Source organism: Amorphus sp. MBR-141 (assembly GCF_053628695.1).
Window position 1 is genome coordinate 1 of record NZ_JBRJGW010000033.1, and the last position, 22,968, is coordinate 22,968.

Annotated in this window: 25 protein-coding genes and 1 tRNA gene; 23 read left to right on the top strand and 3 right to left on the bottom strand. The window is 68.0% G+C overall.

Annotated features, from left to right (window positions below; all coding sequences use genetic code 11):
• The first annotated feature begins 487 nt into the window (after positions 1-487).
• Together ACSSVZ_RS25545 and ACSSVZ_RS25550 are read left to right on the top strand one after the other, a co-directional pair.
• Positions 488-1,648 (top strand): DUF736 family protein, encoded by a 1,161-nt coding sequence (locus ACSSVZ_RS25545; RefSeq protein ID WP_453973654.1) that lies wholly within the window; start codon positions 488-490, stop codon positions 1,646-1,648.
• A gap of 4 nt (positions 1,649-1,652) precedes the next feature.
• Positions 1,653-1,856 carry a helix-turn-helix transcriptional regulator gene (locus tag ACSSVZ_RS25550; RefSeq protein WP_453973655.1) on the top strand — a complete coding sequence of 68 codons (204 nt, stop codon included), beginning with the start codon at positions 1,653-1,655 and terminating at the stop codon, positions 1,854-1,856.
• A 7-nt stretch (positions 1,857-1,863) separates the two neighbouring features.
• On the opposite strand, the gene ACSSVZ_RS25555 is transcribed toward ACSSVZ_RS25550, so the two are convergent.
• Both ACSSVZ_RS25555 and ACSSVZ_RS25560 read right to left on the bottom strand, forming a co-directional pair.
• Positions 1,864-3,120 carry a tyrosine-type recombinase/integrase gene (locus ACSSVZ_RS25555; RefSeq protein ID WP_453973657.1) on the bottom strand — a complete coding sequence of 419 codons (1,257 nt, stop codon included), beginning with the start codon at positions 3,118-3,120 and terminating at the stop codon, positions 1,864-1,866.
• A 174-nt stretch (positions 3,121-3,294) separates the two neighbouring features.
• A tRNA-Ser gene (locus tag ACSSVZ_RS25560) sits at positions 3,295-3,384 on the bottom strand.
• Positions 3,385-3,820: 436 nt separating this feature from the next.
• Between ACSSVZ_RS25560 and rplU the strand changes: the two genes are divergently transcribed.
• The 21 genes from rplU to ACSSVZ_RS25665 all read left to right on the top strand — a co-directional run bounded on the left by rplU (position 3,821) and on the right by ACSSVZ_RS25665 (position 22,732).
• A complete protein-coding gene (rplU, locus tag ACSSVZ_RS25565; RefSeq protein WP_453958866.1) occupies positions 3,821-4,144 on the top strand; it encodes a 50S ribosomal protein L21 in 324 nt (107 codons plus the stop codon).
• Positions 4,145-4,210: 66 nt separating this feature from the next.
• Positions 4,211-4,486 (top strand): 50S ribosomal protein L27, encoded by a 276-nt coding sequence (gene rpmA, locus ACSSVZ_RS25570; RefSeq protein WP_453973659.1) that lies wholly within the window; start codon positions 4,211-4,213, stop codon positions 4,484-4,486.
• A 119-nt stretch (positions 4,487-4,605) separates the two neighbouring features.
• Positions 4,606-5,178 carry a GNAT family N-acetyltransferase gene (locus tag ACSSVZ_RS25575; RefSeq protein WP_453973661.1) on the top strand — a complete coding sequence of 191 codons (573 nt, stop codon included), beginning with the start codon at positions 4,606-4,608 and terminating at the stop codon, positions 5,176-5,178.
• A gap of 113 nt (positions 5,179-5,291) precedes the next feature.
• On the top strand, positions 5,292-6,332 hold the full coding sequence (obgE, locus tag ACSSVZ_RS25580; RefSeq protein ID WP_453973662.1) for a GTPase ObgE: 1,041 nt from the start codon (positions 5,292-5,294) through the stop codon (positions 6,330-6,332).
• Positions 6,329-7,483 (top strand): glutamate 5-kinase, encoded by a 1,155-nt coding sequence (proB, locus tag ACSSVZ_RS25585; protein WP_453973698.1) that lies wholly within the window; start codon positions 6,329-6,331, stop codon positions 7,481-7,483. The genes obgE and proB overlap by 4 nt, the downstream gene beginning before the upstream one ends.
• Positions 7,477-8,781, top strand: coding sequence for a glutamate-5-semialdehyde dehydrogenase (locus tag ACSSVZ_RS25590; RefSeq protein ID WP_453973663.1), 1,305 nt, complete (start codon positions 7,477-7,479; stop codon positions 8,779-8,781). The genes proB and ACSSVZ_RS25590 overlap by 7 nt, the downstream gene beginning before the upstream one ends.
• Positions 8,778-9,410 carry a nicotinate-nucleotide adenylyltransferase gene (locus ACSSVZ_RS25595; protein ID WP_453973664.1) on the top strand — a complete coding sequence of 211 codons (633 nt, stop codon included), beginning with the start codon at positions 8,778-8,780 and terminating at the stop codon, positions 9,408-9,410. The genes ACSSVZ_RS25590 and ACSSVZ_RS25595 overlap by 4 nt, the downstream gene beginning before the upstream one ends.
• 235 nt (positions 9,411-9,645) lie before the next feature.
• Positions 9,646-10,062 (top strand): ribosome silencing factor, encoded by a 417-nt coding sequence (gene rsfS, locus ACSSVZ_RS25600; RefSeq protein ID WP_453973665.1) that lies wholly within the window; start codon positions 9,646-9,648, stop codon positions 10,060-10,062.
• A gap of 77 nt (positions 10,063-10,139) precedes the next feature.
• The gene (rlmH, locus tag ACSSVZ_RS25605) at positions 10,140-10,622 is read left to right on the top strand and encodes a 23S rRNA (pseudouridine(1915)-N(3))-methyltransferase RlmH (RefSeq protein WP_453973667.1); all 483 of its coding nucleotides are present in this window, start codon (positions 10,140-10,142) and stop codon (positions 10,620-10,622) included.
• A 170-nt stretch (positions 10,623-10,792) separates the two neighbouring features.
• Positions 10,793-12,139 carry a murein hydrolase activator EnvC family protein gene (locus ACSSVZ_RS25610; RefSeq protein ID WP_453973668.1) on the top strand — a complete coding sequence of 449 codons (1,347 nt, stop codon included), beginning with the start codon at positions 10,793-10,795 and terminating at the stop codon, positions 12,137-12,139.
• The gene (locus tag ACSSVZ_RS25615; protein WP_453973670.1) at positions 12,136-13,464 is read left to right on the top strand and encodes a S41 family peptidase; all 1,329 of its coding nucleotides are present in this window, start codon (positions 12,136-12,138) and stop codon (positions 13,462-13,464) included. The genes ACSSVZ_RS25610 and ACSSVZ_RS25615 overlap by 4 nt, the downstream gene beginning before the upstream one ends.
• Before the next feature lie 196 nt (positions 13,465-13,660).
• Positions 13,661-14,158, top strand: a complete 498-nt coding sequence (locus tag ACSSVZ_RS25620; RefSeq protein ID WP_453973672.1) for an RNA pyrophosphohydrolase — start codon at positions 13,661-13,663, stop codon at positions 14,156-14,158.
• 224 nt (positions 14,159-14,382) lie between these two features.
• Positions 14,383-15,078: a BA14K family protein gene (locus ACSSVZ_RS25625; protein ID WP_453973673.1), complete on the top strand. Its 696-nt coding sequence runs from the start codon at positions 14,383-14,385 to the stop codon at positions 15,076-15,078.
• A 204-nt stretch (positions 15,079-15,282) separates the two neighbouring features.
• Positions 15,283-15,834, top strand: coding sequence for a BA14K family protein (locus tag ACSSVZ_RS25630; protein ID WP_453973675.1), 552 nt, complete (start codon positions 15,283-15,285; stop codon positions 15,832-15,834).
• 96 nt (positions 15,835-15,930) lie between these two features.
• Entirely contained in the window at positions 15,931-16,503 is a 573-nt protein-coding gene (locus tag ACSSVZ_RS25635) for a hypothetical protein (RefSeq protein WP_453973676.1), read from the top strand.
• Between the two features lie 317 nt (positions 16,504-16,820).
• Complete coding sequence (gene purU / locus ACSSVZ_RS25640; protein WP_453973677.1) at positions 16,821-17,681, top strand: formyltetrahydrofolate deformylase; 861 nt, start codon at positions 16,821-16,823, stop codon at positions 17,679-17,681.
• 204 nt (positions 17,682-17,885) lie between these two features.
• Positions 17,886-19,463 carry an FMN-binding glutamate synthase family protein gene (locus ACSSVZ_RS25645; protein WP_453973679.1) on the top strand — a complete coding sequence of 526 codons (1,578 nt, stop codon included), beginning with the start codon at positions 17,886-17,888 and terminating at the stop codon, positions 19,461-19,463.
• A 109-nt stretch (positions 19,464-19,572) separates the two neighbouring features.
• Complete coding sequence (gene gloA, locus ACSSVZ_RS25650; RefSeq protein WP_453973680.1) at positions 19,573-20,013, top strand: lactoylglutathione lyase; 441 nt, start codon at positions 19,573-19,575, stop codon at positions 20,011-20,013.
• Between the two features lie 96 nt (positions 20,014-20,109).
• Positions 20,110-21,102 (top strand): amidoligase family protein, encoded by a 993-nt coding sequence (locus ACSSVZ_RS25655; RefSeq protein ID WP_453973682.1) that lies wholly within the window; start codon positions 20,110-20,112, stop codon positions 21,100-21,102.
• A complete protein-coding gene (locus ACSSVZ_RS25660) occupies positions 21,099-21,833 on the top strand; it encodes a gamma-glutamyl-gamma-aminobutyrate hydrolase family protein (protein ID WP_453973684.1) in 735 nt (244 codons plus the stop codon). The genes ACSSVZ_RS25655 and ACSSVZ_RS25660 overlap by 4 nt, the downstream gene beginning before the upstream one ends.
• Positions 21,830-22,732, top strand: a complete 903-nt coding sequence (locus ACSSVZ_RS25665) for a DMT family transporter (protein ID WP_453973685.1) — start codon at positions 21,830-21,832, stop codon at positions 22,730-22,732. The genes ACSSVZ_RS25660 and ACSSVZ_RS25665 overlap by 4 nt, the downstream gene beginning before the upstream one ends.
• On the opposite strand, the gene ACSSVZ_RS25670 is transcribed toward ACSSVZ_RS25665, so the two are convergent.
• Positions 22,690-22,905: a DUF1674 domain-containing protein gene (locus tag ACSSVZ_RS25670; protein ID WP_453973687.1), complete on the bottom strand. Its 216-nt coding sequence runs from the start codon at positions 22,903-22,905 to the stop codon at positions 22,690-22,692. The genes ACSSVZ_RS25665 and ACSSVZ_RS25670 overlap by 43 nt on opposite strands.
• Between the last annotated feature and the right edge of the window lie 63 nt (positions 22,906-22,968).

Genomic DNA, 22,968 nt, shown 5'->3' on the forward strand with positions numbered 1-22,968 from the left:
GAACGCACGATATCTTGCCTGCGGCTGCGCCGATCGACAGACGGCCGGACCGCGCTCGAGTGCCTGTGACGATGCTCCGTCAGTCCGATGGAAAAGTGCGCCGCGATGGTTCGAGCGCTGCCACCGTGCAGCCGGGACACCCCGTCGATGAGCGCGGAGGAGTGCAAGGCGCATCGGAACTCGAACCCCGTCAGCGACAGCGTGCCAGAGAGGCCAGCGTAGTATATCTTCGTAGCCACAAGGAGAAACGACGATGGCGAAAAGAGCAGCAGAAACACGACCGATTAGGAGGGCAAGATAAAAGCTCCGTCTCCCGACGCGAGCCAAGCCGTTGTCTGCACATCTTCTTTTAGGGAGATGCGGCCGATTGCCCGCGAGACAGACCCGGCCAAGTACCTGATCCGCCTCACCGTGATGGAGGCTCTTGCGCCGCTTGGCCTCGGCGCCTCTGGTTGCGGCAGTCCGTAGGCTATTTGAGGAGGTCAGAATGGCGCGCGACGACGATCTGCGCCCGAAGCCCGGCCGGATCCACGCGACCGGCTCCACACGAGACCGGGCCTATCTGCACCAGGTCTTGCGGGCAACGGCGCTCGCCGGCGGCGTGGGGAAGCGCGGGGACCATGGACCGTCCTTCTCGGGACGCCGGATCGGCCGGGGTGCCGGCATCGGTCGCATGCTGGCCGCGCGGGATCGCCATGCCGCCTTCCGGGCCCGCCGCGTCGTCGTCAAGGCGCGCATCGTCAAGCTCACCGGCACCGGGGTGCACGGCGCCCGCGCCCATCTCCGCTACATCCAGCGCGACGGTGTCACCCGCGAGGGAGAGCCGGGTGAGCTCTACGACGCCGAACGCGACCGCGCCGACGGCAAGACCTTCCTCGATCGGGCAGGTGGCGATCGCCATCAGTTCCGCTTCATCGTCGCGCCGGAGGACGGCGCCGACTACGACGATTTGAAGCCGCTGACGCGCCGGCTGATGGCACAGATGGAGCAGGATCTCGGCACCGGCCTCGACTGGGTGGCTGTCGATCACTTCAACACCGGCCACCCCCACAGCCATGTCATTGTCCGTGGCAAGGACGAGCAGGGGAGGAATCTCATCATCGCGCGAGAGTATCTGACCAAAGGTCTGCGCGAGCGGGCAGCCGAGCTCGTCACCCTCGACCTTGGACCGCGCACCGACCTGGAGATCGAGACCCGCCTGCGCCGGGAGGTTGAGCAGGAACGCTTCACCAGGCTCGACCGCAATCTGCTTCGCGGTGCGGACGACGCCGGGCTGGTCGCGGCGCGAGACCGGGATGCGTTCCGACAGACGCTCAGGGCCGGGCGGTTGGCCGTCATCGGCACCTTCACGTCCACCCGCGAGGGCGGATGGTCCGGAACCATCCGCACCCTCACCCTGGAGGCCAAGCTTCGCCTCGTCCGAAACGACAATCAGGACGGTGATCGCTCACCAGACTTCCGCGTCCTCGTCGGTCGCTCCGAGGTCGGCGCCGCCTGGCGCAGGCGAACGGGCGGCGAGACGCCGTGGGAGTTCCTCGCCGTTCGCCTCGACGATCCCGGTCTGCCGGGGCCCATCACCGCGGCACTCCTGCCGTCGGAGGACAGCGCCAAGGCCACACTCGTCTGGAAAAGGAAGCGGGAGGGATAGCGCCATGACGACCGAGCACGTTTCGGCCTGCGACCGCCTCCTGCGCCTGAAGGAGGTCGTCCAACTGACAGGACTCAGCCGCTCCACCCTCTACCGGCGGGTCGCCGACGGAAGCTTCCCGCGCCCCCGATCGCTCGGGCCCAACGCCGTCGCCTGGCGTCTCTCCGAGGTCGAAGCCTGGATCGATGAGCTGCCAACGACGACGTAGAGGCAGGTCAACGACGAGGCAGGCGTACGATCTGCTCGAGCGGCGCTTGATCGACGAGCAGAAGGTCCGCCCACGCCACCGCGAGCTCTCGCCGTCGCGTCAGATAGGCCGCGCGGTTGTAAGCGGCCTCGATCTTGTCCTTCGGGGCATGCGCCAGCATCAGGTCGACGATCCGCGTGTCGGCCGGATAGCGCTCGTTCATGATCGTCGAGAACGTCGCCCGCCAGCCGTGCGGCACATGGCGGTGATGGTAGCCGGCCCGGTTCAACAAATATCCGATCGCGTTTTCGCTGAGTGGCCGATGGGCGTGGCGCGTGTTCGGGAACACCAGCGGTCCTCGGCCAGTCAGGGGCCTCAACGCGTCGATCACCTCAACGGCCTGGCGGGGCAGGGGAACCAGATGATCCCGCCGATCGTCATCTTTGAGATGGGCGCGCAGCTTCATTCGGGCTGCCGGGATGTGCCAGACCGGCTCGGTCTCATCAAGTTCGGCGAACTCGTTCCACGGTGCAGTGATGAGCGTGCCCGGCCTTACGACTGTGAGCGCTAGGAACCGCAGGGCAAGCTTCGTGACCGGGTGAGCCGGCACGGCCTCGGCCTTCCTCAGGACCTCGCGGGCCTCATTGAGATCGGTCACGGCCGGTTGGCGGCCCCGACGAATCGGTGCCAACGCCTTCTGCACCATGGCGGCGGGATCCAGCTCGGCCCGACCCGAGGCGATCGCATAGACGAAGACGGCCGACATGCGTTGACGAACCCGATGCGCTGTCTCAATCGCTGGCCGGTTCTCGATCTCCCTCAGGACACCGAGCACCATTGCCGGGGTGATCTCCTTGATCGGCGTCGTGGCCAGGATCGGAAACACATCCCGCTCAAGGCTGTGCAGCACGTCGTCGGCGTGGCGGGAAACCCACGTTGGCTTCTGGAGGTCGTACCATTCACGTGCGATCGCCTCGAATGTATTGGCGCTGTCGGCGACGAAGGCGAACCGCCGCTGCTTCTTCACGACCGAGGGATCTCGGCCCTGATCGAGGGCTTCTTTCGCCGTCGCACGGTATCTACGCGCCTCTTCCAGAGCGACCTTCGGATACGCGCCGAAGGAGAGCAGCTTCTCCTTGCCGGCATACTCGTAGCGCATGCGCCAGAGCTTGCTGCCCGTTTCGGTGACATAGAGGTGGAGACCACCACCATCGGTCAGACGGAAAGGCCGCTCGCGCGGCTTTGCGCGCCGGACCTGGACGTCCGTGAGCTTGTTGATCGGCATCCCGCACCTCCGGATATCGGATACCCGGTCCTGCGATACTGATACCCGGAAAATACCCGGGAAACGACCGAGATTGGCAGGGGGCAATAGAAGGCAAATGAGACGCAGAAGTCAACAAGATGGCTGATTATAAGCGTGTTTTGGGATGTCGTGAGGTCGTCTGAAAATGGGTAATGGCGGAGAGGGAGGGATTCGAACCCTCGGAACGCTTGCGCGCTCAACGGTTTTCGAGACCGCCCCGTTCGACCACTCCGGCACCTCTCCGCGAAGCACGCACTGACTCGGTCGTCCAGCGGCCGCGGACCATAGCCATTGACCCTGCAGCCGACAAGGGCATCCGGTGCGCCATCGGCGTGTTTTTTGCCCACCCCCGCATATAGGCGGGAGAAGGCTGGCGGTCGGCGCGTTCCTGGCGTATGGGAAGGAGCCGTGGCCGCGGCGGGCTCTTGCATGGAGCGCCCGCGGCACCACTGTTGTGATGCCCCACAATTCAGGCCGATCCCGCGTTGACAGGGCGCAGGCTACGGCTATATTGCACGGCCTTCGGCAAAGGTTTCGGATTGGTGGGGCTCGTCCCCTTCATCAGGCGCCGCGGATGCGGGCGGCCAGACGATCGGGACCGGCCTTTCGAGCTGCCGCCTCTCTCGGGAGCGGCGCGTTTTCGACAACACAGATTTTTAGAAGAACTGGTCGAACGACGATGTTTGCAGTGATCAAGACCGGCGGGAAGCAGTACAAGGTCGCCGCCGGCGACCGAATCCAGGTTGAGAAGCTCGACGGCGAAGCCGGCGCGACGCTCACCTTCGACAGCGTGCTGATGGTCTCCGGCGACGACGGGCTGACCGTCGGGGCGCCGCTGATCGAGGGCGCCACCGTCGCCGGCGAGATCGTCGACCAGAAGCGCACGCGGAAGATCATCATCTTCAAGAAGCGCCGCCGGAAGAGCTCCCGCCGCCGCAACGGCCACCGTCAGGCGTTCACGACGGTCCGCATCACCGACATCAGCCTCGGCGCCGCCGCGTAAGTCAGCGCGCGCAGGTCTGCGAGGCTCCGGCGCACGCCGGGCAGGATTAGAGAGAAGGTCTAAGTCATGGCTCATAAAAAGGCAGGCGGTTCCTCCCGCAACGGTCGCGATACCGCTGGTCGTCGTCTCGGCGTCAAGAAGTACGGCGGCGAAGTCGTGATTCCGGGCAACATCATCATCCGCCAGCGCGGCACGAAATGGCATCCGGGCACGAACGTCGGCATGGGCAAGGACCATACCATCTTCGCGCTCGTCGAAGGCCAGGTGAAGTTCCAGTCCATTGCCGGCGGTCGCACCACCGTGAACGTGGTCCCGGCTCCGGCTATGGAGACCACCAGCTAGGCCGGCTCGAGGGCGACCCTCGCGCCGGTGTCCCGTGACCCGGCGCTCGAGGCAAAGTTGACGCGAAGGGGAGACGGGACGACCGCCTCCCCTTTGTCGTTTCAACGCGAGCGCGCCCGATGGATATCCGTGTCGATGCTTGGTCTGATCACCTTCCCCTGTTGACCTCCCGCTTCGTCCTGGCTGCCATCGGCAAGGCCGACATCGCCGCCATCGCCGAGCTGGGCAACGACTTCGAGATTGCCAAGAACACCTCGCGCGTGCCGTTCCCGCTGACGACGGAGTCCGTCGCGGGCTGGCTCGCCGGGCACGGGCCCAACGAACGGGCCCTCAGAATCTGCCCCCGGGAGGACGACCCGTGCATCCTCGGCGTGGTCGGGCTGTCGTTCCCCCTGGAGGGGCTCGGCGATCTCGGATGCTGGATCGGGCGGGCGCACTGGGGCGACGGAATCGCGACCGAAGCGGCCCATGCGGTGGTCGACTTCGGGTTCGAGACCCTCGGCCTCGACGCCATCGAGGCCTCCTGCCGGGTGACCAACCCTGGGTCGCGGCGGGTGATCGAGAAGTGCGGGTTCCAGCCGTGCGGACACGGTCTGATGCACAGCATCGCCGTCGGCGGTTCGGTGCCCATCGAGCGCTACGGTCTTGACCGCAAGACCTGGTACTCGTTGAAGACATGGGCGCACGCATGAGACCGGGTTCGGCCATGCGGCGTCATTGGAGTTCCGCGCGCGACGGCAATGGCCGTCGGCGCAGCTGAGAAAGGCCCGGCCGCCGGAAGCGCGGTCGGGAGGTGAGGCGGCCCGTGAAGTTTCTCGACCAGGCCAAGGTCTATGTCCGCTCCGGCGACGGCGGGGCGGGCTCGGTCTCGTTCCATCACGAGAAGTTCGTCGAGTTCGGCGGACCGGACGGGGGCGACGGCGGCCGCGGCGGCGACGTCTGGGTGGAGGCCATGGACGGCCTCAACACGCTCATCGACTACCGCTACCAGCAGCATTTCAAGGCACGTCCCGGCATTCACGGCATGGGCCGCAACCGCACCGGCGCGAGCGGCGACGACGCCGTGCTCAAGGTGCCGGTCGGCACCGTGGTGCTGGAGGAGGACAACGAGACGGTGATCGCCGACCTCGCCAAGGCCGGCGACCGGATCTGCCTGGCCAAGGGCGGCAACGGCGGCTTCGGCAACGCCCGCTTCAAGTCGTCGATCAACCAGGCGCCGCGCCGGGCCAATCCGGGCCTGGAAGGCCAGGAGCGCTGGATCTGGCTGCGCCTCAAGCTGATCGCCGACGCGGGCCTCGTCGGCCTTCCCAACGCCGGCAAGTCGACCTTCCTGTCGCGCGTCTCGGCCGCCCGGCCGAAGGTCGCCGACTACCCGTTCACCACGCTGCATCCGGGCCTCGGCGTCGTCTCGGTGGACACGCGCCGGTTCGTGCTCGCCGACATCCCGGGTCTCATCGAAGGGGCCCACGAAGGGGCGGGCATCGGCGACCGCTTCCTCGGCCACGTCGAGCGCTGCCGCGTGCTGCTGCATCTGGTCGACGGCACCGAGGAGGACGTCGCCGCATCCTATCGCACGGTGCGTGGCGAGCTGGTGGCCTACGGCAACGGCCTGGAGGACAAGGACGAGATCGTCGCGCTGACCAAGGTCGACGCGCTGTCGGAGGAGGAGCGCCGCGACAAGGCGCAGGCGCTCGGCCGGGAATGCGGCAAGGTGCCGTTCCTCGTCTCGGCGCCGACGGGGGAGGGGGTCGACGAGGTGGTGATCGCCCTCCTGAAGACCATCGACCGCGACCTCGAGGCGGAGGCCGCGGCCCTCAACACCGAGCCCCCGGAATGGCGGCCATGACTGCGCGCATCGCCGACTGCCGCCGGGTGGTGGTGAAGATCGGCTCGTCGCTGCTGGTGGATTCGGCGACGGGCACGGTGAAGAGCGGCTGGCTCGCCAGCCTCGTCGACGACCTGGCCCAGCTGTCGCAGGGCGGGGCGGACGTCATCGTCGTGTCGTCGGGCGCCATCGCGCTGGGGCGCGGCGTGCTGGGCATGCCGCGCGGCGCGCTGAAGCTGGAGGAGAGCCAGGCGGCGGCCGCGGTCGGCCAGATCGCGCTGGCCCGGGCCTGGTCGGAGTTTCTCGGCGCGCGGGGCCTGACCGCGGCGCAGGTGCTGCTGACGCTGGGCGACACCGAGGAGCGCCGCCGCTATCTGAACGCCCGCTCGACCATCGAGACGCTGCTCGGCAAGGGCGCGGTCCCGGTCATCAACGAGAACGACACGGTGGCGACCAGCGAGATCCGCTACGGCGACAACGACCGTCTGGCCGCCCGGGTGGCGACCATGGCGAGCGCCGACTGCCTGATCCTGCTGTCGGACGTGGAAGGCCTGTACACCGCGCCGCCGGCGCTGGATCCGACAGCCACGCTCATTCCCGTCGTCGAGCGGATCACGCCGGAGATCGAGATGATGGCGGGGGCCGCCGGGTCGGAGCTGTCGCGCGGCGGCATGCGCACCAAGATCGAGGCCGGCCGGATCGCCACCGAATCGGGCACCGCGATGGTCATCGCGTCGGGACGCCGCGACCATCCGATCGGCGCCATCGACGCCACCGGCCGGGCGACGTGGTTCCTGGCGCACGCCGAACCGGCGGCCGCCCGCAAGACCTGGATCGCCGGCAAGCTGGAGACGCTCGGCACGATCGTCATCGACGACGGTGCGGTGCGGGCGCTCGCCGCCGGCAAGAGCCTGCTGCCCGCCGGGGTTGCGTCGGTCGACGGAAAATTCGACCGTGGCGACGCGGTGCGCATCCTGGACCGCGCCGGCCAGGAGCTCGGCCGCGGCCTGATCGCCTACGATTCCATCGATGCGGTGCGGATCGCGGGAAAGAATAGCCGGGCGATCGAAGGCATTTTGGGGTATCGGGGGCGCACCGCCATGATACATCGCGACGATCTGGTGCTGCAGGCGGCCACCCGAAGCGTCGGCAAGGGAGTAGGGGTATGCTGACAACGGCTGCAAGCGTTGCGGACCTCGCGCACGACGGCGAGAGCGTCGAAGAGACAATGCGCGCGATCGGACGGCGGGCCCGCGCGGCCGCCGACGTGCTTGCAACCGCGCCGGCGGAGCAGAAGACCCGCGCGCTCGTCGAGATGGCGAAGGCGGTGCGTGCCGACACCGACGCGATCCTGGCAGCGAACGCGGCAGACGTGGCCGCGATGTCGGCCTCCGGCGCCCCGGCGGCCCTGATCGATCGCGGCACGCTGAGCGCCGCCCGGATCGAAGGGATCGCCGCATCGATCGAGGCGGTCGCCGCCCTGGACGATCCAGTGGGCCAGATCATCGCCGACTGGCGCCGGCCGAACGGCCTGGAGATCGAACGCGTCCGCACGCCGCTGGGCGTCGTCGGCATCATCTACGAAAGCCGTCCGAACGTGACCTCCGACGCCGGCGTGCTGTGCCTCAAGGCGGGCAATGCGGCGATCCTGCGCGGCGGCTCCGACACGCGCCGCAGCGCCGCCGCGATCCACCGCGCGCTGGTGGCCGGGCTGGAAGCGGCCGGACTGCCGGCCGATGCGATCCAGATCGTGCCGACGCGCGATCGCGCGGCCGTCGGCCTGATGCTGACCGGCCTCGACGGCACCATCGACGTCATCGTGCCACGCGGCGGCAAGAGCCTGGTCGAGCGCGTCCAGGCGGACGCGCGCGTGCCGGTGTTCGCGCACCTTGAAGGCATCTGCCACGTCTACGTCCATTCCGCGGCCGATCTCGACATGGCGCGGACGATCGCGGTGAACGCCAAGATGCGGCGCACCGGCATCTGCGGGGCGATGGAAACGCTGCTGATCGACCGCGCCGTGGTGGACACCCACCTGGTGCCGATCGTGACGGCGGTGCGCGATGCGGGATGCCTCATCCGGGGCGACGAGACGGTGATGGCGCGCGTTCCCGGCTCCGAAGCTGCGAGCGAGGCCGACTGGGCGACCGAATATCTCGACGCGATCCTGTCGGTGAAGGTGGTCGACGGCCTCGATGCGGCCATCGCGCACATCGCGCGCTACGGCTCGCACCACACCGACGCCATCGTGACGGCCGACGAGACGGCGGCGGCGACGTTCCTGTCGACCGTCGATTCCGCCATCGTCGTGCACAACGCCTCCACCCAGTTCGCCGACGGCGGCGAGTTCGGGATGGGCGCGGAGATCGGCATCGCCACCGGCCGCTTCCACGCGCGCGGTCCGGTCGGCGTGGAGCAACTGACCAGCTTCAAGTACCGGGTCCACGGATCCGGGCAAACCCGCCCATGAGCGACAGCCTTTCGAACGACGGGAGCCGCCCCGACTACCTGCGCATCCCGTCGGTCGGGATCGGTCAGCGCATCGCGCTGTTCGGCGGCACGTTCAATCCGCCCCACAAGGGGCACCGCCACGTGGCGCTCACCGGGCTGTCGCGCCTGGCGGTCGATCAGGTCTGGTGGCTGGTCACGCCCGGCAATCCGCTGAAGTCCCATGACGGCCTGGGCAGCCTCGACGAGCGCGTGGCGCTCACCCGCCAGTACGCCGACCACCCGCGCATGGTGGTCACCGCTTTCGAGGCGAACTACAACTTCCGGTATACGGCCGACACCATCGCCTTCATGTGCCGGCGGTTCCCGACGGTGAAGTTCGTGTGGCTGATGGGGGCCGACAACCTGGCGACCCTGCATCGCTGGCAGAAGTGGCGCGAGATCATGCAGCTGGTTCCGGTGGCGGTGGTGGACCGGCCGGGCGCCTCCATGTCGGTGATGTCGTCGCCGGCGGCCAGGGCTTTTGCCCGCGCGCGGCTGCCCGAAACCCAGGCGGCCGCGCTCCCCGGCGCGCTGCCGCCGGCCTGGACCTTCCTGCACGGGCGGCTCGATCCGACGTCGTCGACCGCAATGCGAAACGGGCGGCGCTGATCCACGTCTTGAAAGTGTCACTTCGACACCCCTATCTTTTGTTGTGGCGGCGGATTCGCCGTCCATGGCATCCTTGAGATGCTTGGCATTCCCCGGCGGGCCGTTACGGCTGCGCGCAAAGGGGTGCCGACACGACGCTTGGGCACCCGGTCCGGATCATTCGGCCGTGGATGGGTTCAAGCGGTGGTCGAACGGTCGCGCGAGCGCGGCATGACGAAAGGACACACAGTCGACCATGACATTTGAGGCAGAGGGCGCGACTCTCGTTCGTGAGCCTCACGAAGGCAGCGTTTCTCCGGGCGATATGTCGGAAGAAGCGCTTCGCATCGTCCTGGAGAGTCTCGACGACTCCAAGGCCGAGGACATTGTTCCCATCGACGTGACGGGCAAGACTCCGCTCGCCGACCACATGGTGGTGGCTTCCGGCCGCTCCCATCGCCACGTTGGCGCGGTCGCCGATCGGCTGCTCCGCGATTTGAAGGACGGTGGTGTGGGAACGCCCCGGGTCGAAGGCATGAGCACCTGCGACTGGGTGCTGATCGACACGGGAGACGTCATCGTCCACCTGTTCCGTCCGGAGGTCCGCGACTTCTACAACATCGAGAAGATGTTGTTGGCGGACCAGTCGGCGAACGTGCATATGGTCGGCTGAAAGCCGGTCGGGTTCCGGCTTGCCGCGAATCCGCTCCGGATGGCCGGCCCCAGAGTTGAGGCACCGCGCAAGGCGTGATGCGGATCGGTATCGTTGCGGTCGGCCGGCTCAAGAGTGGGCCGGAGCAGGACCTCGTTGCGCGTTATGTGGACCGCGCGAAGCGCGTCGGCGGCCAGATCGGGCTCGAGATCGCGGATATCCGCGAGGTGCCCGAATCCCAGCTGTCCGGCGTCGAGGGCCGGCGCGACGCGGAAGCCAAGGCGCTCGTCCGGGGCCTCTCCGATCGCTCCCGCATCATCGCCCTCGACGAGCGCGGACGCGACACCGACAGCGTGGCGTTTGCCGAGATGATCGCCGGATGGCGGGACGAGGGCGTCGGCGAGACGCTGTGCGTCCTCGGCGGGCCCGACGGGCTCGATCCGGACCTGCGCCGTCGTGCCGACCACGTGATGGCGTTCGGCCGCGCCACCTGGCCACACATGCTGGCGCGCATCATGCTGTGCGAGCAGATCTACCGGGCCACCACCATCCTCAGCGGCCATCCGTACCACCGCGCCTGAACGTGCCGCGATCGTGGCGCGCTGCGCGGACGCTGGACAGCCTCCTAACCATGTGTTCACAGATGCGGGGCAGGGTGGGTTCGCGGCACGCGCCGCCGGCCGTCCTACTGATTCGGATCCGATGACGGCGGCCTGCCCGTCCGTCCGAAACCGCTGGAGACCTGTCTGACATGACCGCGAGCGCGCGGCGGCCCAGGCTGAGGAAACGGGGCGGACGCCCGGGGCTGCGCGGCCTGCTCCTCGCGGTCGCGGCGGTGGTTGCCGTCGCAGGCCTTGCCGGGGCGCCCGGTCCGGGACGCGCGCAACCCGTCGAGACCGACGAGGCGGCCCGCATCGAGGCCCGGCAGAAGGAACTCGAAGCGCTCCGCGAGCAGATGCAGTTGAGCGCCGAACGGGAAAAGGAACTCGCCGACGAGGTGGCCGCCCTCGACCGCGACCGGGCCGCGCTCACCGAGGATCTCGTGCAGACGGGCGAGCGGATCGCCCGGCTCGAGCGGCGCGTCTCCGACAGCGAGGCGAGGCTGGCGCGGCTTGCCGAGAACGAACAGGGCATCCGGGCCTCGCTCAACGCCCGGCGCGGGGTGATCGCCGAGGTGCTGGCGGCGCTGCAGCGCATCGGCACCAAGCCGCCGCCGGCGATCGCCGTGCAGCCCGAGGATGCACTCGCCGCGGTCCGCAGCGCCATCCTGCTGGGGGCGGTCGTTCCGGAACTGAACGTCGAAGCCGAGGCGCTGGCGGCGGATCTGAGCGCGCTCACCACATTGAAGGCGCAGATCGCCGGCGAGAAGGAAGCGGTCGCGAGCGACCTCGCTTCCCTTAACGAAGAGCACACGCGCGTTGAACTTCTCGTCAACGAAAAGAAGGCGCAGAAGGACGAACAGGTCGCCGCCCTCGATGCCGAGCGGCAGAAGGCGGAGGCGCTTGCCGGCCGCGCATCGTCGTTGCAGGAGCTCATCGATTCGCTGGAGCGCGAGGTTGCGAGCGCCCGCGCGGCGGCCGATGCGGCACGCTCCGCGAGCGAGGCGACGCGCAAGCCCAGCGCCGGCGATGCCGGCCGGCTGTCGCCGGCAATCGCCTTCGCCAAGGCCCGCGGGAGCCTGCCCTATCCGGCGCAGGGCGCGGTTCTGCGCCGTTATGGAGAGTTCGACGCGACCGGCGACGCAGCGAAGGGAATCTCCATCCAGACGCTGCCCCAGGCCCAGATCGTCGCGCCCGCCGATGGATGGATCGTGTACGCTGGTCCGTTCAGAAGCTACGGCCAACTCTTGATCCTGAATGTCGGCGATGGATATCATGTGCTCTTGGCCGGCATGAATCGCACCGACGTCCAACTGGGCCAATTCGTTCTCGCCGGAGAACCGGTCGGAGAGATGGGATCTAAAAGATTCGCGAGCGCGGCGACGATGGACATCGAATCGCCTCGACCTGTGCTCTATGTAGAATTCAGAAAAGATGGATCTTCCATCGACCCCGACCCGTGGTGGTCGGCGCGTTCAGACGAAGAGGTTCGTGGATGATGAAACGTTTTACCCTTGTCGGGGTGGGCGTGTTGGTCGGCGCCGTTGCTGTCGCCACGCTGGACGGTGCACGTTGGTTACCCACCGGTGTGGCCGAAGCGGCGTCATCCGACACCTATCGACAGCTCAACCTGTTCGGCGACGTGTTCGAGCGGGTGCGCAACGACTACGTCGAGCAGCCCGATGACCAGAAGCTGATCGAGACGGCCATCAACGGCATGCTCCAGTCGCTGGATCCGCACTCGTCCTACATGCCGCCGAAAGACTTCCGCGACATGCAGGTGCAGACGCGCGGCGAGTTCGGTGGCCTCGGCATCGAGGTCACCATGGAGGACGAGGTCGTCAAGGTGGTGACGCCGATCGACGACACCCCGGCCGCCAAGGCCGGCATCCTCGCCGGCGACCTGATCATCCAGCTCGACGGCGAAGCGGTGAAGGGGCTGACCCTCTCCGAAGCGGTCGAGAAGATGCGCGGCCCGGTGAATACGGACATCACCGTCACCGTCGTGCGCGACGGCACCGACGAGCCCTTCGACATCACCATCACCCGCGAGATCATCAAGATCCAGTCGGTGAAATGGCGGGCCGAAGACGACATCGGCTACATCCGCATCACCCAGTTCAACGAGCGCACCTTCGACGGACTGAAGGAGGCGATCGACGGCCTGGAGGCGGAGGTTCCCGCCGACAAGCTGAAGGGCTTCGTCCTCGATCTGCGCAACAACCCGGGTGGCCTGCTCGACCAGGCGATCGCCGTGTCCGACGTCTTCCTCGATCGCGGCGAGATCGTTTCGACCCGCGGCCGCGAAGAGAACGAGACCCAGCGCTTCAACGCCCGCTCCGGTGATCTGGTCGAGGGCAAGCCGGTCATCGTGCTGGTGAACGGCGGCTCGGCATCAGCCTCGGAGATCGTGGCGGGCGCGCTGCAGGACCATCGCCGCGCAACGGTTCTGGGCTCCCGCTCCTTCGGTAAGGGCTCGGTGCAGACCATCATCCCGCTCGGTTCCAACGGTGCGCTCCGGCTGACGACGGCCCGCTACTACACCCCGGCCGGCCGGTCCATCCAGGCGAAGGGCATCGATCCCGACATCGAGGTCGATCAGCCGCTGCCGGAAGATCTCGCCGGCAAGGTCAAGGCGCGGGGCGAATCCTCCCTGCGCGGTCATCTCGAAGCGGCCGACGGCGAAGAGGAATCCGGTTCCTTCGCCTACGTTCCCGCCGAGGTGAAGGACGACCAGCAGCTGAAGGCGGCGCTCGATCTGTTGCGGGGCATTCAGGTCAACTCGGCCTTCCCGCCCAACCCGGAATCGGGCGTTCCGAACTGACCGATCCGAGCTCGGTATGAACTCGACGGGGCGCCTTGCGGGGCGCCCCGTTTTCGTTTCGGCGGTCCGAGAACGGGCGAGCGGCCCTCCGGCCGGAGGTGCTTGACCAGGCCTCCTGCGCTCTGCATAAGCTGCGGCCGCTCCCGGCGGGGTGCCCCCCTTGGCCCCCGAGCTCTCCGACTGACGAGGTCCCGCTTTGGTCGATCCGAGCAGCCTTCCTTACCGGCCGTGCGTCGGCGTCGCGCTCTTCAATGCCGGCGGCGAGGTCTTCATCGGCGAGCGCCACAGCGGCCCGGAGCATTCCCAGATCGACATGGCCTGGCAGATGCCCCAGGGCGGCATCGACGCCGGCGAGGAGCCGCTGGCGGCCGCGCATCGGGAGCTCTTCGAGGAAACCTCGGTCGCGTCGGCCTCGCTGATCGCCGAGGCGCCGGACTGGGTCACCTACGATCTCCCGCGCGAGCTGCTGGGCGTGGCCTGGAAGGGCAAGTACCGCGGACAGCGGCAGAAGTGGTTCGCGTTCCGCTTCGAGGGGCGCGACGACGAGATCAACGTCCTGTCCCCTCCCGACGGCCATACGCCCGAGTTCGCGTCCTGGCGGTGGGAGCGGCTGGAGCGGCTCCCCGACCTCGTCGTGCCTTTCAAGCGGGGCGTCTACGAGCAGGTCGTCGCGGCTTTCCGCCACATCGTCTGAGCCGGCGGCCGTCTTCCCGACATTTTGAACCGCTGGGCAGCGCGTCCGCCCCATATGCAGTGGGAGCGGTGCGATGCGTGCCCGAGATGCGCCATGTTTCGTTCATGTGCGGTTCAGGCGAGATCTGTCAAACCGGAGCGTGAAGAGGGGCGGCGCGTCTGCGTTGGACCGCTCGGGAACCCCGGCTGGCGTCATCGCGTTTTTACGCTAGTGGAGAAACGACCATGATGAAAAACAAGATACTCGCACTCGCCATGGCCGGCGCAACCGGCTTTGGCACGATGGGCGCCACGCTGGCGCCGGCATCCGCCATGTCCGGCGTGCAGACGGCGCTGTCGTCGACGAGCCTGCCGGTGATCCAGGTCCAGGGCGTGAGCCAGTGGAACGCGGGCGAAGGCCGGACCTATCTGGGTCCCAACGACAGCCGTGGTCAGCCTGACCCGCCGCGTGCCGAGCCGAGGCGCGACCGCCCCAACCGGGACAACGACGGCCGCAACGACCGGGCGCAGCGCCGAGATGACGGCGATCGCTATGCCCGCGATCGCTACCACGACAATCGCCGCTACGATAACCGCCGCTATGACAACCGCCGCAACTACAATCCGAACTGGCGCGGCGAGCGGCGCTACTACCAGGGTCGCTACTGGCGCCCGGCGAACGACGGCTGGTACGTCTACAACGACGGTGCCTGGATCGCCGCAGGCGCGCTCGGCCTTGCCGCCGGCGCCATGCTCGGGTCCGCGATGGCACAGCAGCCGCAGCCGCAGGGAACCATCCAGAGCGCGGCTCCGGTGACGGCGAACGGCATCCCGCCGTGGACGCCCGCTTGGTACCAGTATTGTTCGGGCAAGTACAAGTCGTTCAATGCGCAGACCGGACTCTATCTCGGTTACGACGGCAAGTATCACTACTGCCGATAGCAGTCCTGCCGGCCAGGGCACAGGTATCTGGCCGGCCTGATCTCCGGCGACCTCATTGCAGCCGGGGAACGTCTTGAGGCGCCCGTGCATCGGCCGTGTTGGCTGCCCGCGCGATGGCATCTCGGATGCCGCCGACCGCCGAACCAGGGCGCGGCGGCGGAGCCGGCCCGAGTGGCGGCTCGCACGTATCGGGAAGGAATGGTTATGCGTCGATCTCTTGCTCTCGTCACCGCCCTCAGCCTGTCGCTGACCTCGCTGCCGATCGCGGCGGCGGGTGCCGCGCCGGGCGGTCTTGCCAGCGTTGCGGCTCCGGCCATTCCGGAAACGGCCGTGCAGGACGTGCAGTACAGGCGCGGCTACCACCATGGGCCGCGGCGCGGCTACTACGACGGTCACCGCCGCGGCTATTACGGCGGCCCGCCGCGCGGCTACTACCGCGGGCCGGCGTGGCGTGGCGAGCGTCGATACTACCGTGGGCGCTACTGGCGACCCGCCAACGACGGCTGGTATGTCTACAACAATGGTGCCTGGGTGGCCGCTGCCGCCCTCGGCCTTGCCGCTGGGGCGGCGCTCGGCGCCGCGGCGGCCAACAACCAGGCTCCGGCCTCCGTCCAGGCGGGTGCGCCGGTCACCAACAACGGTATCCCGCCGTGGACGCCGGCCTGGTATCAGTATTGCTCGGGAAAATACAAGTCGTTCAATGCCCAGACCGGCCTGTATCTCGGCTACGACGGCAAGTACCATTACTGCCAGTAAGCAACGGTCCGGGGCGGGATGTTCTTCCGCTCCGCCCGTCAGGACGCGACTGGTGAGGGCACGGGCATTCGGCCAGGTTTGGCCACGGAGATCGTCATGAAGACACTCAACAAGGGCATCGCGCTGGCGATGCTGTTTACCGTCGGTGCCGCCTGCCAGACCGCATCCGCGATGCCGGCCGCCACCGCGGGGGCCGGGTTCGGGGCCGCCGCCGCCGACATGGCCCAGCGGCCGGTCGAGACGGTCGGCGGCCGCCACTATCGCGGCGGCTACTACGGTGGAGGCTACTACGGTGGCGGCTACAACAACGGCGCCGCCGCCGCGGCGACCGCCGGGGTGATCGGCCTTGCGGCCGGGGCGATCCTCGGCGGCGCGATCGCCAGCCAGAACCAGAACCGATGCTACGGCGCCGGCTGCTACGGCTACGGTTATGCCGCGCCGCCGCAGCGCGTCTACGTTGCCCCGCCGGTCTACGCGGCACCGCCCGTGTACGCGGCTCCGCCGGTCTACGCCGACCCGGTCTATGTGGCGCCGCAGCGCTACGTCCGGCCGCCGGTGGTCTACGAGCGGCCGCCGACGATCATCTACGAGACCTCCCCCTACGTGGGACCGCCGACCGACCCGTCCGGCTGCTACGACGTCGGTGCCCGGGTCGTCTGCCCCTACTAGACGTCCGTCCGGATCGGGCCGCCGCACCTGATCGGGAGGAAACGGCCTCGCCTCGTCTCGCGTCGGATGCTGCCGTCCATGAGCCGCCCTGATCATCGCGATCAGATTTGGACATGGTCGGCGGGTATCCGGCGCGAATTGCGTTTTGTCATCCGGACGATTCGCCAGACGGGGCGCCCGCTGGTCGCATTTCGAGGCCGATATGACGCCGCAGGCCCGACAGCGCCGGCGCGGGAACGTGTAGGTTGCCGGACGTTCGGTTTTCTGCCAATCGAGACGTCCGCCGTTCCCGTCCCCACGCTGCGAGCGCTGCCATCATGTCCGACCCCGTTCGTCTGGTCCTCAACCTTTCGTGCGACGACAAGCCCGGCATCGTGGCGGGCATTGCCGGAACGCTGGCGAATTCCGGCTGCAACATTCTCGACAGCGCCCAGTTCGGCGACCCGGAAACGGGCCTGTTCTTCATGCGCGTCGAGTTCGTGGCCCCGGCCGGCGTCACCCGCGAGGACGTGGCGGCGGCGCTGAAGTCGGTGGCCACCCGGTTCACCATGACCTGGGCCGTCTACGATGCCGAGGATCTGCTGCCGATCCTCGTGATGGTATCGAAGTTCGACCACTGCCTCCTCGATCTCATCTACCGTCAGCGGATGGGGGCGCTTCCGGTGAAGATCGCGGCCGTGGTGTCGAACCACCTCGACGCCAAGCCGATCGCCGACATGAACGGCATTCCCTTCCATCATGTGCCCGTCACGCGCGACACGAAGGCGCAAGCGGAAGCCAGAATGCTGGAGATCTACGACGAGACGGGGGCGGAGCTGGTGGTGCTCGCCCGCTACATGCAGGTGCTGTCGGAGGATCTTTCCGCCAGGCTTTCGGGGCGGATCATCAACATCCACCACTCGTTCCTGCCGGCATTCAAGGGGGCGAAGCCCTATCACCAGGCCCATGCGCGCGGCGTGAAGCTGATCGGGGCGACCGGCCATTACGTGACCTCGGACCTCGACGAGGGGCCGATCATCGAGCAGGACGCCGAACCGGTGAGCCACGCCCACTCCGCCAACGAGCTGGTGGCGATCGGACGGGACATCGAGGCGCGGGTGCTTGCCCGCGCGGTCAAGGTGCACGCCGAACGGCGGGTTTTCATCAACGGCGTCAAGACCGTGGTGTTCCGCCCCTGACACGGGCGCGCGCAGCCGGCCCGGCTTCCCGTATTTCCTCATCCCTCCGTGATCCTGCGCCGACGGGCTTTCTGCCGGCCGCCTGATCGCCTATCACTGGTCGAATTCCAAAATGCGGCGGGGACCCCGTGTCACCCGGCCGTTGCGGGAAGAACGCTATGCGTACCGGGATCGGCGGATGCCGGCGCCGGAGGTGGGGGAAACATGGTTCGCAAGATTTTCTACATCGCGTCGATCGTCGCCGTCATCGTGGTGTTGTCCGCAGGTGGGCTGGCGCATCCGTTCTTCTGGCTGTTCGTCGTCGTCGTGCCGCTGATCCTTCTCGGCCTCTACGACATCTTCCTGTCCGGCCACAACGTGCTGATCAACTACCCGGTGATCGGCCACCTGCGGTACGCCTTCGAGTTCATCAGCCCCAACATCCGCCAGTATTTCATCGAGACGAATTCCAGCGGCCGGCCCTTCAACCGGCTGCAGCGCGACCTCGTCAGCGAGCGTGCGGAAGGCAAGCCGGACTCCCTCGCCTTCGGCACCCAGTACGACGTCAACGAGGTGGGCTACCACCGCGCCAACCACTCGCTCGCCCCGAAGGTGGTGTCGGAGGAGGACAGCCGCGTATTGGTCGGCGGGCCGGCCTGCACCAAGCCCTATTCCGCCTCGCGGCTGAACATCTCGGCGATGAGCTTCGGGGCGCTCAGCGCCAACGCGATCATGGCGCTCAACAACGGGGCACGGCTGGGCGGTTTCGCCCACAACACCGGTGAAGGCGGCATCAGCCCCTACCACAAGGCGGGCGGCGGCGACCTGATCTGGCAGATCGGCACCGGCTACTTTGGCTGCCGCACCGCGCACGGCGGCTTCGACGCCGACCTGTTCCGGGAGAAGGCGACGCAGGATCAGGTCAAGATGATCGAGATCAAGCTGTCGCAGGGCGCCAAGCCGGCCCATGGCGGCGTGCTGCCGGCCGCGAAGATCACCCCGGAAATCGCCGAGATCCGCGGCGTGCCGATGGGCGTCGACTGCATTTCGCCGCCGGCGCACCGGGAGTTCTCCACGCCGGAGGGACTGCTCGAGTTCGTCCAGAAGCTGCGCGAGCTGTCGGGTGGCAAGCCGGTCGGCTTCAAGCTCTGCGTCGGCCGCCGCAAGGAGTTCATGGGCATCTGCCGGGCGATGATCGAGACCGGCATCAAGCCGGACTTCATCACCGTCGACGGCGCCGAAGGCGGCACGGGTGCGGCGCCGATCGAGTACTCGGACCGGCTCGGCATGCCGATCCTCGAAGGTCTCGTGTTCGTCCAGAACTGCCTCGTGGGCGCCGGACTGCGCGACGACATCAAGATCATCGCCAGCGCCAAGACGGTCTCGGGCTTCGACATGGTCCTCAAGATCGCGCTCGGCGCCGACATGGTGAACGCCGCCCGCACGATGATGTTCGCGGTCGGCTGCATCCAGGCGCTGCGCTGCCACCTCAACACCTGCCCGACGGGCGTGGCGACCCAGGATCACGGGCGCGCCCGGGCGGTTGACGTCGATCTCCGCCAGCTCCATGTCGCCAACTATCACCGGGCGACGGTGAAGAGCCTTCTGGAACTTGTGGGTGCGATCGGGCTTCACGACGTGGACCATCTCGGACCACGCCATATCTATCGCCGGGTTGCCGACCAGACCGAGAAGACCTACGCGGAGATCTACGATTTCGTGCCGCCGAACAACTTTCTCGGCAACGACATCCACGCCTATTACAAGCCCCATTGGGACCTCGCGAGCGCCCAGGCGTTCTAGCCGGGGATGGGGCCGGCGGGGGGCGTGCCTGGCGCCTCCCGCCCGGTCGCCCGGCGGACGCCACCGGCGGCCGCTGCGGCGCACGACCGATCACACGAAGGAGTGAGACATGCAGTACCTGCACACGATGGTCCGCATCCGTGACATCGACGAGTCGCTGGACTTCTACTGCGCCAAGATGGGCATGACGGAGGTCCGTCGCGTCGAGAGCGAGCAGGGGCGGTTCACGCTGATCTTCCTGTCGGCGGACGAAGACGTCGAACGCGCCAAGGCCGATCGCGCCCCGCTGCTCGAGCTCACCTACAACTGGGACCCGGAGACCTATTCCGGCGGCCGCAATTTCGGTCACCTGGCGTTCCGCGTCGACGACATCTACGCGACCTGCCAGCGGCTGATGGATGCCGGCGTGACCATCAACCGGCCACCGCGCGACGGCAACATGGCCTTCGTGAAGTCGCCGGACGGCATCTCCATCGAGCTGCTGCAGAACGGCGAGGCGAAGGCCGCGGCCGAGCCGTGGTCGTCCATGCAGAACACCGGCAGCTGGTAGAGGCTGCCGCGCGATCGTCCGGACCCCGGCGCAACGGCGCCAGGGTCCGATGCGGCCAATTTCCTCGGCCCGAAGGCGGGCAAAGGGAGCGGACGGATGGTTCTCAACACGACCACGGGTTTGTCCGCACGGTCCGTTCCCGCTGCGATGACGCCGCCCTGGACGACCGGACCCGACGGCAAACCCCGGCGGGTCGGAGTCGAGGTCGAGTTCGCGGGGCTGGACACGGCCGAGACCGCCTACATCGTCAAATCCCGGCTGGGCGGGTCGGTCAGTTCCACCGACCCGCACCGGTGGACCGTGGACGGGACGGAATTCGGCACGTTCACCATCGAACTCGACAGCCGCTACGCGCATCCGGGCGAGCACTCGGGCCCGACGGATCTCGCCATGCGGGAGGCGTTCGGACGGGTCGCATCGATCGTGGTGCCGGCCGAGATCATCGCGCCGCCGGTGTCCTACGAGGTGCTGCCGAAGCTTGACGATCTGGTGCAGGCGCTGGCGGCGGCGGGCGCCCGGGGCACCGGCGAATGGGCGCCCTACGCCTTCGGGCTGCACCTGAACATCGAGACGCCCTCGCACGGCATCGGGCCCGTGCTGAAGATCTTCCGCGCGTTCCTGCTGCTGTCGCCTTGGCTCAGGCGGCGGATGCGGATCGATCCGACGCGCGCGCTGCTGCCGTTCATCGATCCGTTCCCGCTGGATTTCGTCGACTGGGTGGTCAACGCCGGAGAGGCGGTCGACGCCGATACCTTCATCCTCGCCTACTGTCGCGCCAATCCGACCAAGTACCGTGACCTCGACCTGCTGCCGCTGCTGGCGTCCATGGACGAAACGCTCGTCACGCATGCGCTCGGCCACCCGCCGAAGGCGAAGCGCCCGACCTTCCACTACCGGCTGCCGGATGCCAGGCCCGGCGATCCCGGCTGGTCGATCACCGGCGAATGGAACCGCTGGGTGAGCGTGGAGGAGCTGGCGGCGGACGACCACCGGCTGGAACTCCTGTCGCGCGCCTGGCGGCGCTGGCGGGGGTCGTGGCTCGCAGGAGAGCCGGACTGGGATGCGATGGTCGACAAGGTGATGTCTTGAACCGCCGACCGCTGATCGGAGTGACCACGACGGCGAAGGGCGGTTGGCGCAGCTACTTCATGACCGCGATCGCCATTCGCCTGACCGGCGGGCGCACCGTCCGGATCGTGCCGGGCGACGACATCGATCGCCTCGTGGACAAGCTCGACGGCCTCATCGCCGGCGGTGGCGACGACATCTCCGCGCAGCTCTACGGCGGCGAGATCGTCGCCGACGTCCGTCTCGATCCCGATCGGGACGCGCTGGAGATCGGCCTGATGCGGCGGATGCTGCCGGGCCGGATCCCGGTGCTGGGGATCTGCCGGGGCGCCCAGATGCTCAACGTCGCGGCGGGCGGCAACCTGATCGCCGACATCTACACCCTCGATGCGCCGCCGCCGAAGCTTCGCACGATCCTGCCGCGCAAGACGGTGACGCTCGTGCAGGGCAGCATGCTGGCGCGCATCATCCAGCTGCGATGGATGCGCGTGAACGCGCTCCATCATCAGGCCATCGATCGTCTCGGTGACGGGCTGAAGGTCGTCGCGCGCGACAAGGCGCTGATCGTCCAGGCGATCGAGGCGAGCGGCAAGCCGTTCCGGATCGGCGTCCAGTGGCACCCGGAGCTGCTGATCTTCAAGCGGTCGCAACGGCGCCTGTTCCGCGCACTGGTGCGCGATGCCGGCCGGTTCGCGGCCGATCCCCGCCGCCACACGGCGGTCGACAACGAGCGGAGCGTGGAGCGCACATGACCGACCAGATGAAGGGGACGCTCCTGACCGTGGGGGGCGTCCTCATCCTGTCACCCGACGCGATGCTGATCCGGCTGATGTCGGCCGATCCGATGACGATCATCTTCTGGCGCGGCATCGGCATTTTCCTCGTGGTGGGGCTGCTGGGCGTGGTGCGTCATCGCGGCGGGCTGTTGGCCTACGCCAAGGCGTGCGGCTGGACGGGGCTTGTCATCTCGGTCTGTTTCGCGGTCTGCCAGCTGGCCTTCGTCGGCGGGGTGGCGACGACCAATCCGGCGCGCATCCTGGTGATGGTGGCCGCCACGCCGCTGTGCGCGGCGATCGCCAGCCGTCTGCTTCTTGGCGAACGGATCGCGCCGTCGACGGCGGTGGCGATCGTGGCCGGCCTCACCGGCGTCGCCATCATGCTCTCGTCGCACCTGACCGAGGCCGGCAACTGGACGGGCGACCTGATCGGTGCGGTGGTGCCGATCTCGCTGGGGCTCGCCTTCACGCTGATCCGCAAGCTCCGGGCGCCGGATGTCTGGCTGCTCTACTCGCTGGCCGGACTGATGGTGGCCGTCGCCTCCGCCCCGTTCCGCCAGACCGGCGTGCTTGCCGGCCCGGATCTGCTGTGGGCGGGGATCCTGGTGCTGCTGGTGGTGCCGGTGTCGTTCACGCTGATCACCCAGGGGCCTCGCTTCATCACGGCCGCCGAAGTCAGCCTGATCATGCTGCTGGAGACGATCCTCGGACCGGTCTGGGTGTGGCTGGTGGTGGGCATCGTGCCCACGGTTCACGCCGTCGTCGGCGGCGCGGTGCTGTTGGCGACCCTTGCGCTGCACTCTTGGTGGCGCCTGTCGCAACGGCCGGTCGTTCAGAAGTCGGAGGCGATGCCCTTGACCTCCCAGTCGCCGTAGCGGGCGGGATCGAGGCCGCCCCGGCCGCCGATCTCCTCGGGCTGGGCAGCCAGCTCCGCCGCGCGCCGTGCCGTCGCCTCGTCGAGCGCCCGCCGCGCGGCCGCGCTGAGCGTCTTCGTCTCTGCCGGCACCGCGATCGGTTCGCTGGCCTGGTAGTCGGGCGTATCCGTCATCCTGTCCTCTCGTCCGCGGCAACGCTTGTCGCGCCCCAGGCGCGCGACCATTTATACGTCGCA

Bases quoted from the DNA above. Each gene is read 5' to 3' on its own strand.
- ACSSVZ_RS25610 (WP_453973668.1), top strand. From the start codon at position 10,793: ATGACCGCGAGCGCGCGGCGGCCCAGGCTGAGGAAACGGGGCGGACGC.
- ACSSVZ_RS25645 (WP_453973679.1), top strand. From the start codon at position 17,886: ATGGTTCGCAAGATTTTCTACATCGCGTCGATCGTCGCCGTCATCGTG.
- ACSSVZ_RS25655 (WP_453973682.1), top strand. From the start codon at position 20,110: ATGGTTCTCAACACGACCACGGGTTTGTCCGCACGGTCCGTTCCCGCT.
- rsfS (WP_453973665.1), top strand. From the start codon at position 9,646: ATGACATTTGAGGCAGAGGGCGCGACTCTCGTTCGTGAGCCTCACGAA.
- ACSSVZ_RS25630 (WP_453973675.1), top strand. From the start codon at position 15,283: ATGCGTCGATCTCTTGCTCTCGTCACCGCCCTCAGCCTGTCGCTGACC.
- rlmH (WP_453973667.1), top strand. From the start codon at position 10,140: ATGCGGATCGGTATCGTTGCGGTCGGCCGGCTCAAGAGTGGGCCGGAG.
- ACSSVZ_RS25625 (WP_453973673.1), top strand. From the start codon at position 14,383: ATGATGAAAAACAAGATACTCGCACTCGCCATGGCCGGCGCAACCGGC.
- purU (WP_453973677.1), top strand. From the start codon at position 16,821: ATGTCCGACCCCGTTCGTCTGGTCCTCAACCTTTCGTGCGACGACAAG.
- ACSSVZ_RS25665 (WP_453973685.1), top strand. From the start codon at position 21,830: ATGACCGACCAGATGAAGGGGACGCTCCTGACCGTGGGGGGCGTCCTC.
- gloA (WP_453973680.1), top strand. From the start codon at position 19,573: ATGCAGTACCTGCACACGATGGTCCGCATCCGTGACATCGACGAGTCG.
- ACSSVZ_RS25545 (WP_453973654.1), top strand. From the start codon at position 488: ATGGCGCGCGACGACGATCTGCGCCCGAAGCCCGGCCGGATCCACGCG.
- ACSSVZ_RS25555 (WP_453973657.1), bottom strand. From the start codon at position 3,120: ATGCCGATCAACAAGCTCACGGACGTCCAGGTCCGGCGCGCAAAGCCG.
- ACSSVZ_RS25615 (WP_453973670.1), top strand. From the start codon at position 12,136: ATGATGAAACGTTTTACCCTTGTCGGGGTGGGCGTGTTGGTCGGCGCC.
- rplU (WP_453958866.1), top strand. From the start codon at position 3,821: ATGTTTGCAGTGATCAAGACCGGCGGGAAGCAGTACAAGGTCGCCGCC.
- ACSSVZ_RS25595 (WP_453973664.1), top strand. From the start codon at position 8,778: ATGAGCGACAGCCTTTCGAACGACGGGAGCCGCCCCGACTACCTGCGC.
- ACSSVZ_RS25590 (WP_453973663.1), top strand. From the start codon at position 7,477: ATGCTGACAACGGCTGCAAGCGTTGCGGACCTCGCGCACGACGGCGAG.
- ACSSVZ_RS25635 (WP_453973676.1), top strand. From the start codon at position 15,931: ATGAAGACACTCAACAAGGGCATCGCGCTGGCGATGCTGTTTACCGTC.
- ACSSVZ_RS25575 (WP_453973661.1), top strand. From the start codon at position 4,606: ATGGATATCCGTGTCGATGCTTGGTCTGATCACCTTCCCCTGTTGACC.
- ACSSVZ_RS25670 (WP_453973687.1), bottom strand. From the start codon at position 22,905: ATGACGGATACGCCCGACTACCAGGCCAGCGAACCGATCGCGGTGCCG.
- proB (WP_453973698.1), top strand. From the start codon at position 6,329: ATGACTGCGCGCATCGCCGACTGCCGCCGGGTGGTGGTGAAGATCGGC.
- rpmA (WP_453973659.1), top strand. From the start codon at position 4,211: ATGGCTCATAAAAAGGCAGGCGGTTCCTCCCGCAACGGTCGCGATACC.
- ACSSVZ_RS25550 (WP_453973655.1), top strand. From the start codon at position 1,653: ATGACGACCGAGCACGTTTCGGCCTGCGACCGCCTCCTGCGCCTGAAG.